10 protein-coding genes and 1 pseudogene are annotated in these 12,087 nt (G+C 70.3%); 10 read left to right on the forward strand and 1 reads right to left on the reverse strand.

What is annotated here, in order from left to right; all coding sequences use genetic code 11:
* Positions 1-106: 106 nt before the first annotated feature.
* The 10 genes from ACFYP4_RS20505 to ACFYP4_RS20550 all read left to right on the forward strand — a co-directional run bounded on the left by ACFYP4_RS20505 (position 107) and on the right by ACFYP4_RS20550 (position 11,431).
* The gene (locus ACFYP4_RS20505; protein WP_358853643.1) at positions 107-781 is read left to right on the forward strand and encodes an AAA family ATPase; all 675 of its coding nucleotides are present in this window, start codon (positions 107-109) and stop codon (positions 779-781) included.
* A 65-nt stretch (positions 782-846) separates the two neighbouring features.
* The gene (locus ACFYP4_RS20510; protein WP_358853617.1) at positions 847-1,620 is read left to right on the forward strand and encodes an enhanced serine sensitivity protein SseB; all 774 of its coding nucleotides are present in this window, start codon (positions 847-849) and stop codon (positions 1,618-1,620) included.
* 203 nt (positions 1,621-1,823) lie between these two features.
* Positions 1,824-2,621, forward strand: a complete 798-nt coding sequence (locus ACFYP4_RS20515) for an enhanced serine sensitivity protein SseB C-terminal domain-containing protein (protein ID WP_358853618.1) — start codon at positions 1,824-1,826, stop codon at positions 2,619-2,621.
* Between the two features lie 372 nt (positions 2,622-2,993).
* Positions 2,994-4,001 (forward strand): ABC transporter permease, encoded by a 1,008-nt coding sequence (locus ACFYP4_RS20520; RefSeq protein WP_358853619.1) that lies wholly within the window; start codon positions 2,994-2,996, stop codon positions 3,999-4,001.
* Between the two features lie 68 nt (positions 4,002-4,069).
* Complete coding sequence (locus tag ACFYP4_RS20525; RefSeq protein ID WP_358853620.1) at positions 4,070-5,854, forward strand: ABC transporter substrate-binding protein; 1,785 nt, start codon at positions 4,070-4,072, stop codon at positions 5,852-5,854.
* Positions 5,855-5,971: 117 nt separating this feature from the next.
* Positions 5,972-6,970 carry an ABC transporter permease gene (locus ACFYP4_RS20530; protein WP_358853621.1) on the forward strand — a complete coding sequence of 333 codons (999 nt, stop codon included), beginning with the start codon at positions 5,972-5,974 and terminating at the stop codon, positions 6,968-6,970.
* Positions 6,967-8,064 carry an ABC transporter ATP-binding protein gene (locus ACFYP4_RS20535; protein ID WP_358853622.1) on the forward strand — a complete coding sequence of 366 codons (1,098 nt, stop codon included), beginning with the start codon at positions 6,967-6,969 and terminating at the stop codon, positions 8,062-8,064. Before ACFYP4_RS20530 ends, ACFYP4_RS20535 begins: the two co-directional genes overlap by 4 nt.
* Before the next feature lie 23 nt (positions 8,065-8,087).
* The gene (locus ACFYP4_RS20540; RefSeq protein WP_358853623.1) at positions 8,088-9,767 is read left to right on the forward strand and encodes a dipeptide ABC transporter ATP-binding protein; all 1,680 of its coding nucleotides are present in this window, start codon (positions 8,088-8,090) and stop codon (positions 9,765-9,767) included.
* Positions 9,768-9,840: 73 nt separating this feature from the next.
* Positions 9,841-10,503: a trimeric intracellular cation channel family protein gene (locus tag ACFYP4_RS20545; protein WP_358853624.1), complete on the forward strand. Its 663-nt coding sequence runs from the start codon at positions 9,841-9,843 to the stop codon at positions 10,501-10,503.
* A gap of 67 nt (positions 10,504-10,570) precedes the next feature.
* Entirely contained in the window at positions 10,571-11,431 is an 861-nt protein-coding gene (locus ACFYP4_RS20550; protein ID WP_388786822.1) for a thioesterase family protein, read from the forward strand.
* 6 nt (positions 11,432-11,437) lie between these two features.
* Here the strand turns inward: ACFYP4_RS20550 and ACFYP4_RS20555 are convergent.
* Positions 11,438-11,966 (reverse strand): annotated as a pseudogene (locus ACFYP4_RS20555) (TIGR03086 family metal-binding protein).
* Positions 11,967-12,087 lie beyond the last annotated feature (121 nt).

A 12,087-nucleotide genomic window follows, 5' to 3' on the forward strand; every position in this document is an offset into this window, starting at 1 on the left:
CCTGTGACGGGTCTGTGGCAGGACGAGGACGGAAACCAGAGGCGTCCCGCATTACCTTCTCTTTACACTCGAATGGGATGGGACTCCGGATCCGAGGGGGAGGACGATCAGGGTGAACAGGACCACGGCGTACGCGACGGGTTCGGGACTCGCGGTGCCCGAACAACCCGGTGTCCCGGCCCGGGAGGCGTGCGGACCCGCGCCGGGACCCGTCGTCCGCGATCTGCGCGAGCGCGCGGGACACAGCCCGCACGGCCTGTCCTTCGGCGCGTCCGACGTCGTCGTGGTGACCGGTCTGCCCGGCAGCGGCAAGTCCACGCTGATGCGCCGGGCCGTGCGCGGCGCGCGCGTCGACTCCCAGGACACCCGCGACCGCTGGGACACCCGGCTGTCCCGCTTCCTGCCGTACGCGCTCTACCGCCCCGTCGTCCGGCTCACGCACTACACCGGGCTGCACCGCACACTGCGCTCGGGCGCCGGCGTCGTCGTGCACGACTGCGGCACCCAGGTCTGGGTGCGCCGCTGGCTCGCCCGCGAGGCACGCCGCCGGGGCGGCACGCTGCACCTGCTGCTCCTCGACGTGACGCCGGACACCGCCCTGGACGGCCAGCGCGAGCGCGGCCGCGGCGTCTCGCGCTACGCGTTCCTCCGCCACCGCCGGGCGGCCGGGCTGCTGCTGCGGTCCGTCGAGAAGGGGGACCTGCCGAAGGGCTGCGGCTCGGCGGTCCTGATCGACCGGGCGGCGGCGGACGTGCTGCGCCGGATCGACTTCGGCGACTGACCCGCGTACGCGCCCACCGGTTAGGGTTCCAGCCGGAACAGCGGTTCACAGCAGGCGGTAGACAGATGGACTTCCCGGCACAGGCGTACCCGCACCCCCATCCGCACGGCGGATGGCCAGGCAACGAACTGGAGGAGGTCCTCTCCGCGTCCCTCGGAGTGCCGTCGGCCGGTGCCCGGATCGTCGAGGTCCTCGGCCGCAGCTTCCTGTGGATCCCGCTGCCGAACGGCGGCGGCCCGCACAGCGGCCCGCTCGACCTGCCCATGCTGGAGATCGAGGGGCAGGCGTACGTCCCGGTCTTCAGCTCGGAGGAGCAGTTCCGCCAGGTCGTCGGCGCCCACATGGCGTACACGATCGCGCCGGCCGTCGAGTTCGCGCGCGGACTGCCCCCGCAGGTCGGTCTCGCGGTCAACCCGGACGGCGTGGTCGGCGTGCCGCTCCCGCCGCCCGCCGTCGCCGAACTGTGCCGCACCGGGCGGACCCCGCTGGACGGACCCGCGAGCGGCGGCCGGGTCCGGCTGTTCGAACCCGACTGGCAGGACGACCCGGTCGACTTCCTGTCCGCGGCCTCGGCCGAGTTCGCCGCCACCGGCGTGGTGCTGACCGCCCGCCGCTGCCTGGCCAGCATCGAGGGCGGCGACCCGGTCATGTTCGTCGGTGTCGAACTGTCCGAATGGGAGGGCCCGGCAAGGACGTACCCGCTGGACGCGCTCGGCCGGGCGCTCGGCCGGGTCCCGGTGGACCGGCCGGTGAACCTGCTCCTCCTCGATGTCGCCCAGGACCCGGTGGGCGACTGGATGCGCGCCCGGGTGCGGCCCTTCTACCGGCGGGAGTACTGAGCGGGCGGGACCCGCGCCGGGCCGGGCACCCGGCGCCACGCGGACCGGCGGAGCCGTGCGTCAAGTTCCTGTCAGAAACGCCGCTTAAGCTGGTTTCATGGCTCGGTCGAGGTGATGACGCGCTCCCGGACGGGATGCCGTGCGAACGCCCCGGGGGCGATGGGGGAGTTCATGATGATCTGTTCGCGAAGGGGCGGTGGAGGGTGAGCGCGTCGGGCACGGCCGCGGCCGGGCAGGTCGAGCACATGCTGCGCCAGGTGACGCCCGGGCGTTACGACGCCTACGAGGCGCTCCTCCGCGCGCTCGCGAACCCGTCGAACGGCCAGATCTGGATGCTGCTCTGGCACGGCCAGGCAGGCTCGCCGGACGCCCAGTACGGGAACATGGAGGTGGGCGGCTACGGCTACGCCCCCTGCGTGACCTCGGCCCGGGAGCTGTCCGCCAGCGGCTGGAACCGCTCGTACGAGGTCGTCGACGGCCTCGACGTGGCCCGCACCCTCTACCCCGACCACTTCGGTCTCTGGCTGAACCCGCACGCACCCGGCGGCGGCGTCGGCATCCCCTGGCTGGACCTGCGGCGCATCGCCACCGGTCTCGAGCGCCAGCCGACGGGACCGCTGCGGCTGTCCGAACCGGGCATCGAGATCCCGCAGTTCTACGCCCTCCTCACGCAGAACGCGCACCGCACCTCCGCCGTGCGCTCGCTGCGCCGCGCCTGGGTGCAGCCCGCCCTCGGCGCGCCCTACCTGGCCATCGGTCTCGACGTCTACGACACCTCCCCGTCCGCCGTCGACTCGGTGCGGGCGATGATGCAGCAGTCGATCGGCGCGGTCCCCGACGGGCTGCCCGTGTCGACCGTCGCCATGTCCGACGAGTACGACCCGGTGGCGATGTGGCTGCGCGCCAAGGCGCGGCCCTTCTACGACCGTGAGGCGCACGCGGCGCCCGCCCAGGCGCCGGCGGCCGGCGGGTACGGCTACCCGCAGCCGCGGCCGTACTGACCCCGAAGAGCCGTCGCGAGAACGGCGCCCGGCCGCGTCCCTTCGACGTGCCGCCGGGCGCTGACCAGCGTGCCCGAAGGTGAAAGGGCGTGATGTCCGTGTTGCGGACGAGGTGTTGGGATTACGGCTCCCGTGGACCCTTGCGGCCCGATTGCCCCGTGTCCGGCCCCCGTTACCCGCCGTCCGGATAACGGAACCCCCCAGCCCGCATCACGTTTAGGCATCCATTCGCCGTCAAGTCTGGCAACAGATCGCCGAGGCGTTAAAGACTCCCGGTCCAGGGGTGTTCGCCCCTTTGTACGACGGACTGATCATGCCGCTACAGCGGCACGTGTGGGCCGGCTACCGCCGGTTGAGAGGGGTCCCTGCCAGATGACGGCACCATTGCACGAGCCGACCGCTGAAGCGGCCCCGAGCGCGGCCGAGGAAGCGGCGGTGGTCAGCGCCGATCCGAAGGCGGTTCAAGGACGCTCCCTCGGCCGGATCGCCTGGGAGCGCCTCAAGCGGGACAAGCTCGCACTCACGGGCGGTGTCGTCGTCCTTCTGCTCATCGCGGTCGCGATCCTCGCCCCCGTGATCGCCAACCTGATCGGCCAGGATCCCGAGTCCCACCACGAGGACCTGATCGACCCGCTGTTCTCCACGCCGACCGGCTCGCTGGGCGGCATCAGCGGCGACCACCTCTTCGGCGTCGAACCGGTGAGCGGCCGCGACATCTTCGCCCGCATCATCTACGGAGCCCGCATCTCGCTCCTCGTCGGCTTCCTGTCCGCCCTGGTCGCCGTGGTCCTCGGGACCGTCCTCGGCATCCTGGCGGGCTTCTTCGGAGGCTGGGTGGACGCGGCCATCAGCCGCGTGATGGACGGTCTCCTGGCCTTCCCGCAGCTGCTGTTCATCATCGCCCTCGTCTCGGTCATGCCGAACGAGATGCTGGGCCTGACGGGTACCGGCGTGCGCCTGTTCGTCATGATCCTGGTGATCGGCTTCTTCGGCTGGCCCTACGTCGGACGTGTCGTGCGCGGCCAGACGCTCTCGCTGCGCGAGCGCGAGTACGTGGAGGCGGCGCGGAGCCTGGGCGCCGGGCGGTTCTACATCCTGTTCAAGGAGCTGCTGCCCAACCTCATCGCGCCCATCATCGTGTACACGACGATGATGATCCCGACCAACATCCTCACCGAGGCGGCGCTCAGCTTCCTGGGCGTCGGCGTCAAGCCGCCGACCGCCTCGTGGGGACAGATGCTCTCCTCGGCGATCGACTACTACGACTCGGATCCCATGTACATGGTGATCCCCGGTGTGGCGATCTTCATCACCGTGCTCGCCTTCAATCTCTTCGGCGACGGCGTGCGTGACGCGCTGGACCCGAAGGCTTCCCGCTGAACAGCCGTACCCCCGGGGCCTGTGACTCATTCACAGGCCGCCTACATCATTTCGGAGGATCCGAGATCGTGACTACCCAACGCACTTCAGGGCGGCGCAAGCAGGCCGTGGCCGCAGCTGCCGTGGTCGCAGCACTGCTGAGCACGGCCGCGTGCGGCGGCGGCGACGACAGCAAGGGCGACGGCAAGAGCGGCGGCGCGGCCGGCTTCAACGCCGGTAACAACAAGGTCGCCAACGCCTCGTCGAAGAAGGGCGGCGAGCTGAAGTTCGCCAGCGCCCAGGACGCCGACTCGTGGGACACCACGCGTGGCTACTACGGCATGGCGTGGAACTTCATGCGCTACTACAGCCGCACGCTCGTCACGGGCAAGGCCGAGCCCGGCGCCGCGGGTGCCGAGCTCACCCCGGACCTCGCCACGGGTCTCGCCAAGGTCACGGACGGCGGCAAGACCTACACGTACACCCTCCGCGACGGTGCGACCTGGGAGGACGGCAAGCCCGTCACCGCCCAGGACATCAAGTACGGCATCGAGCGCCAGTGGGCGCAGGACGTGCTGTCCGGCGGTCCGGTCTACCTGAAGGACGTCCTGGACCCGAAGGGCGCGTACAAGGGCCCCTACAAGGACAAGTCCAAGGACAAGCTCGGCCTGAAGGCGATCGAGACGCCCGACGCCAAGACGATCATCTTCAAGCTGCCGAAGGCGAACTCGGACTTCGAGGACATGCTCGCGCTGGCCTCGGCCGCGCCGGTGCGCCAGGACAAGGACACCAAGTCCAAGTACGGCCTGCACCCGTTCTCGTCGGGCCCCTACAAGTTCCAGGGCTACACCCCGAACAAGAACCTGACGCTGGTCCGCAACACCGAGTGGAAGCAGTCCTCGGACCCGGTCCGCAAGGCGCTGCCGGACAAGATCTCGATCAAGTTCTTCACCAACGCCAACGACCTGGACCAGCGCCTGATCGCCGGCGACTACGACCTGGACCTCGCCCAGACCGGACTGTCGCCGCAGGGCCGCACCACCGCCCTGAAGCAGCACAAGGGCAACCTGGACAACCCGGTCTCCGGCTACATCCGCTACGCGGTCTTCCCGCAGACGGTCAAGCCGTTCGACAACGAGCACTGCCGCAAGGCCGTGATCTACGGCGCCGACCACAAGTCGCTGCAGACCGCGCGCGGTGGCCCGGTCGCCGGCGGTGACATCGGCACCAACATGCTCCCGCCGTCCGTCCCGGGCTCCGAGGGCCAGAAGTACGACCCGTACGGCGCCACCAAGAACGACGGCGCCGCGGACATCACCAAGGCCAAGGAAGAGCTCAAGGCCTGCGGCAAGCCGAACGGCTTCAAGACCACGATCGCGGTCCGCAACAACAAGCCCGTCGAGGTCGCGACCGCCGAGTCCCTCCAGGCGTCGCTGAAGAAGATCGGCATCACCGTCGACATCGAGCAGTTCGACGGCGCGCAGACCACCGGCATCATCGGAAGCCCCTCCAACGTGAAGAAGAAGGGCTTCGGCATCATCATCATGGGCTGGGGTCCGGACTTCCCGACCGTCCAGGGCTTCGGTCTCCCGCTGTGGTCCGGCAAGTACATCCTGGAGAGCGGCAACAACAACTTCGCGATGATCGACGACAAGACCATCAACGGTCTCTTCGACGACTACGTGAACGAGCTCGACGAGGGCAAGAAGACCGAGCTGGCCACGGAGATCAACCACAAGGTCATGGAGGGCGGTTACTACCTGCCCTTCGTCTTCGAGAAGTTCATCAACTGGCGCTCGAACCGGCTGACCAACGTCTACACGACGGACAACTACAGCGGTCAGTTCGACTTCGTCAACCTCGGCGTGAAGTAATCCCGACCGGCGCACCCGCCATAAGGCACGAAAGGCAGGTGAAGGCCGGAGCGGCGTGAACCGTGGGCCACCGGAAGACCTCCGGTGGCCCACGGCCCCGCCGTCGGGCCGAGAGCAGTGCTCGCTTACCTCATCAGGCGGCTCTTCGCCGCCGCAGTGATGCTGGTGGTCATCATTCTGGTGGTCTTCGGCATCTTCTTCCTCGTCCCACGGTGGGCGGGCGTCGACCCGGCCACGATGTTCGTGGGCAAGCAGGCCGACCCCGCGGCCATCGAAGGCGTCCGGGAGAAGCTCGGTCTGGGCGACCCGATCTTCGTCCAGGTGTGGGAGTTCTTCAAGGGCATCTTCGCGGGACGCACGTACGCGTCCGGCGGTGACGTCACGAACTGTGCCGCGCCGTGCTTCGGCTACTCCTTCCGCAGCGAGCAGGCCATCTGGCCGCAGATCACCGACCGCTTCCCAGTGACCCTGGCTCTCGCGCTCGGTGCCGCCGTTCTGTGGCTGATCTTCGGTGTCGCGGCGGGTGTGCTCTCCGCGCTCAAGCGCGGCTCCTTCTGGGACCGCGGCGCGATGATCGTCGCCCTCGCCGGCGTCTCGCTCCCCATCTACTTCACCGGTCTGCTGTCCCTGGCGATCTTCAGCTACGGGCTCGGCTGGCTCGACGCCCAGTACGTCCCGATCGCGGACGGCTTCGGCGGCTGGTTCGGCGGCATGCTCCTGCCCTGGATCACGCTGGCCTTCCTCTACGCGGCGATGTACGCCCGGATCACCCGGGCCACGATGCTCGAGGTCATGGGCGAGGACTACATCCGCACCGCCCGTGCCAAGGGGCTGGCCGAGCCGACCGTCATCGGCAAGCACGCCATGCGCTCCACGATGACGCCCATCCTGACCATGCTCGGCATGGACCTCGGCGCCCTCATCGGCGGCGCGATCCTCACCGAGACCACGTTCAGCCTCCCCGGCCTCGGGCAGGCGGTGCTGAAGGCGATCAGCGACAAGGACCTGCCCGTCATCCTCGGGGTCACCCTGATCACCTCTCTCGCGGTGATCGTCGCCAACCTCGTCGTGGACATCCTGTACGCCGTGATCGACCCCCGAGTGAGGCTCGCATGACCGAACTCAGCAAGAGCGGAGCAGCGGTCGGCGAGCCCGTCACGAACTCGCCCGCACCGTCCGCCTTCCTCGAAGTCCGCGACCTGAAGGTCCACTTCCCGACCGACGACGGCCTGGTCAAGTCCGTCGACGGACTCAGCTTCACGCTGGAGAAGGGCAAGACCCTCGGCATCGTGGGTGAGTCCGGCTCCGGCAAGTCGGTGACCTCGCTCGGCATCATGGGCCTGCACACCGCCGGCCAGTACGGCAAGCGCAAGGCCCAGATCTCCGGCGAGATCTGGCTGAACGGCACGGAACTGCTGTCGGCCGACCCGGACTACGTGCGCAAGCTGCGTGGCCGCGAGATGGCGATGATCTTCCAGGACCCGCTGTCGGCGCTGCACCCGTACTACACGATCGGCCAGCAGATCGTGGAGGCGTACCGCATCCACCACGACGTCGACAAGAAGACCGCGAAGCGCCGCGCCGTCGAGATGCTCGACCGCGTCGGCATCCCGCAGCCGGACAAGCGCGTCGACAGCTACCCGCACGAGTTCTCCGGCGGTATGCGCCAGCGCGCGATGATCGCGATGTCGCTGGTCAACAACCCCGAACTGCTCATCGCGGACGAGCCGACGACCGCTCTGGACGTCACCGTCCAGGCGCAGATCCTCGACCTCATCCGGGATCTGCAGAAGGAGTTCGGCTCCGCGGTCATCGTGATCACCCACGACCTGGGCGTCGTCGCCGAGCTGTCCGACGACCTCCTGGTGATGTACGGCGGCCGCTGCGTCGAGCGCGGTCCGGCGGAGAAGGTGTTCTACGAGCCCCGGCACCCCTACACCTGGGGGCTGCTCGGCTCGATGCCGCGGCTGGACCGCGAACAGACGGAGCGCCTCATCCCGGTCAAGGGCTCCCCGCCCTCGCTCATCAACATCCCGTCCGGCTGCGCCTTCAACCCGCGCTGCCCGTACGCGGACGTCCCCAAGGACAACGTCACCCGCACGGTCCGCCCCGAGCTGTCCGAGGTGGGCAGCAGGCACTGGGCCGCCTGCCACATGACGCAGGAGCAGCGGGAGCGGATCTGGACCGAAGAGATTGCGCCCAAGCTGTGAGTGAGAACGCAGAGGACAAGGCAGTGAGCATCCCTGCACAGAGCGGCGGCGCGACCCTCACGAAGGGTGCCGCGCCCGGCGAGACCCTGCTCAAGGTGACCGGCCTCAAGAAGCACTTCCCCATCCGGAAGGGCCTTCTGCAGCGCCAGGTCGGTGCGGTGCGGGCCGTCGACGGCATCGACTTCGAGGTGCGCGCGGGGGAGACCCTGGGCGTGGTGGGCGAGTCGGGCTGCGGCAAGTCGACGATGGGCCGGCTGATCACGCGGCTGCTCGAACCGACCGCGGGCAAGGTCGAGTTCCAGGGCAAGGACATCACGCACCTGGGTGTGGCCGGCATGCGCCCGATGCGCCGTGACGTCCAGATGATCTTCCAGGACCCGTACTCGTCGCTGAACCCGCGCCACACCATCGGCACGATCGTCGGCGCTCCCTTCAAGCTCCAGGGCGTCACGCCCGAGGGCGGCATCAAGAAGGAAGTCCAGCGGCTGCTGTCGGTCGTGGGTCTCAACCCCGAGCACTACAACCGCTATCCGCACGAGTTCTCCGGCGGCCAGCGCCAGCGCATCGGCATCGCCCGCGCGCTCGCGCTCAACCCGAAGCTGGTCGTGGCGGACGAGCCGGTCTCGGCGCTCGACGTGTCGATCCAGGCGCAGGTCGTCAACCTCCTGGACGACCTCCAGCAGGAGCTGGGCCTGACGTACGTGATCATCGCGCACGACCTCTCGGTGGTGCGGCACGTCTCGGACCGGATCGCGGTGATGTACCTCGGCAAGATCGTCGAGCTGGCGGACCGCGAGTCGCTCTACAAGGCGCCGATGCACCCGTACACCAAGGCGCTGATGTCGGCCGTGCCGATCCCCGACCCGGCGCGGCGCAACGCCAAGAGCGAGCGCATCCTGCTCAAGGGCGACGTGCCCTCGCCGATCTCGCCGCCGAGCGGCTGCCGCTTCCACACGCGGTGCTGGAAGGCGACGGAGATCTGCAAGACGACCGAGCCGCCGCTCCTGGAGCTCAAGGTCGGCCAGCAGGTCGCCTGCCACCACCCGGAGAACGCCGAGGACCAGGCGCCGCAGGACACGGTGCTGCTGTCGGTGGCGCGGGAGGCGGTCGAGCTGGTGCCGGACGCGGTGCTGGCGGAGACGTCGTCGGTCGCGGTGCAGGCCTCCCTCAAGGGCGCCGACTCCGCGTCGGCGACCGGCGAGGCCGCGAAGCCGTCCGAGGCCACCCCGGCCGCCGGCGACCCGGTGGCCGAGGGCCCGGTGGCCTCCGAGGCGCCGTCCGCCACGGCGGAGCCCGTGACGGCGAAGGCCGCGGCGGACGCGGAGCCCGCGGTCACGGCGTCGGACGCGGAGACGGTGGAGCCCGCGACCGCGGAGCCGGCCGTGACGCCCGCCGCCACGCCGCCCGCGGTGGAGCCGGACGCTGCCGTGAAGCCGGAGCCGGCGGTCACGGTGCCCGCCACGGAGTCGGAGGCCGCCCCCACGGTGCCCGCGGTAGAGCCGGACGTCGCTGAGCCGGGAACGGCGAAGCCCGCCGTGACGGTGCCCGGCACGGAGCCGGAGCCCGCCGCCACGGTGCCCGCCGCCGAGCCGGACGCCACGGAGCCGGGAACGGCGAAGCCCGCGAGCACGAAGCCGGACGGTGCGAAGCCCGCGGCCGCCACGGGCGCGGACGACGGCAAGGACGCTCCCGTCAAGGAGTAGTCCCGCGCGTGCGCAGGGGCGGGAGAGCGCGGGCGCGCTCTCCCGCCCCTTTCTCCGTGCGTAAGAATGTCGGGTGCTTCAGCAACTGTTCAGCCCCTCCGTCCAGCACACGCTCGACCTGGTCGGCATCTTCGTCTTCGCCATCTCCGGCGCCCTGCTGGCCGTCCGCAAGAACTTCGACGTCTTCGGCATAGCCGTACTCGCCGAGGTCACCGCGCTGGGCGGCGGCCTGTTCCGCGACCTGATCATCGGGGCCGTGCCACCGGCCGCCTTCACGGACCTGGGGTACTTCATCACCCCGCTGCTCGCCGCCCTGCTCGTCTTCTTCCTCCATCCGCAGGTGGAGCGGATCCAGGCCGGGGTGAACGTCTTCGACGCGGCCGGACTCGGCCTCTTCTGCGTCGCCGGCACGACGAAGGCGTACACCTACGGCCTCGGTCTCACGCCGTCCGCGGCGCTGGGGCTGGCCACGGCAGTCGGCGGCGGCGTGCTGCGCGACGTCCTGGCCAACGAGGTGCCCTCGCTGCTCCGCTGGGACCGCGACCTGTACGCGGTGCCGGCCATCGTGGGCGCCACGATGGTGGCCCTGTGCATCCGCTACGACGCGCTGTCGCCGTTCACCAGCGGGCTGGCCGTGGTGACCGCGTTCGTGCTGCGGCTGCTCGCGATGCGGTTCCACTGGCGGGCGCCGCGCGCCTGGAACCGGCGCTCGACCGTGCAGGAGACGGACGACTGAGTGCGCGTTCCAGGGGATCTCAAGAAAAAAGCTACTGCTTAGTAATCACCTGTTGTACGGTTCGGGTATGTCAGATGCAGCTTCCGTACAGGCCACGCGAGCCACGGTCGGCGACAGCGAGTTCGACCGCGACACCGCGGTGACCCTGCGCGAACCCGGCGTCTACGACGTCGACCTGTCCGCCGGGTGGACGATCATCAACGCCGTCAACGGCGGTTATCTGCTGGCAGTCCTCGGCCGCGCGCTCGGGGACGCCCTGCCGCACCCCCACCCGTTCACGATCTCCGCGCACTACCTGACCGCGTCCCAGCCGGGCCCGGCGGTCGTCCGCACGGACGTCGTACGGACCGGCCGCACCCTGTCGACCGGCCAGGCCTCCCTCTTCCAGCGCGACGACGAGGGGCGCGAGGTCGAGCGGATCCGCGTGCTCGCCTCGTACGGGGACCTGGGCGCGCTGCCCGAGGACGTCCGCACGACGGCGCGACCGCCCGCCATCCCGCCCATGGAGCAGTGCTTCGGGCCCGAGGACGGTCCCGCGCCCGTGCCCGGCAGCTCCGCCATCACCGACCGCCTGATGCTCAAGCTCGACCCCTCGACGCTGGGCTGGGCCCTCGGATCGCCGTCCGGCAAGGGCGAGATGCGGGCCTGGTTCGGTCTCGCCGACGGCCGCGACGCCGACCCCTTCTCGCTGCTCCTCGCGGTCGACGCGCTGCCGCCGACCGCCTTCGAGCTGGGCCTGTCCGGATGGGTGCCGACGGTCGAGCTGACGGCGCACGTGCGGTGCCTTCCGGCGCCGGGGCCCCTGCGGGTCTCCATCACCACCCGCAACCTCGCCGGCGGTTACCTGGAGGAGGACGCCGAGGTGTGGGACAGCGCGGACCGGCTGGTCGCGCAGTCCCGTCAGCTCGCACGCGTCAGGCTCGGCTGAGCACGTTCACGCGGTGACCAGGGGACGGCGGCCCAGCCAGGCCGCCAACTGCCCGTAAGCATCGGCTTCTTCGGGGACCGGTACGGCCGGCCCGAAGTGCTCGCGGTCCGCACGCTGCCCCTCGGACAGCACCCGGCGGGCCACGGCGAGGGCGAACTCGGCAAGTCCCGGGTCGAGTTCGAGCGGACGGCCGAGGGACTCCGAGAGATCCCAGGCGTGGGTGACGGCCTCCATCACGTAACCCGACAGGGCGGCACGCCCCGGGGCCTCGCCCCAGGGCACCCGCACCACGGCGTCCAGACGGGCGTCCTCGGCCCAGGCCCGCCGTCGGGCTCAGCGCGAGTCCGTCGCCGCCCTCACCGATCAGGGCGATCCGGCGGGTGCCGCCGACCATGTGCGACAGCAGCCGCCGCACGTCGTACTCGGCGCACGGCGTCGGTCCGGTCAGCCGGTCCGCGCCGACCGTCCCGATCAGCGCGGCGATCTGCTCCGCGGCGCGGGCGTACAGGGGGCGGGGGTCGGCCGCGTCGTTCATGGCGCACCTCTCGTCGTGTCGCGTTCGGATGACATCGGGCCGGTCTGGTCCCGCCGGGCTCCGCGGGCGCCGTTCGGCGTGCCGCGGCTGCCGCCGGGATCGTCCGGACATCACCGGGCCC

This window comes from Streptomyces sp. NPDC005551, assembly GCF_042871785.1.
GTDB lineage: Bacteria > Actinomycetota > Actinomycetes > Streptomycetales > Streptomycetaceae > Streptomyces.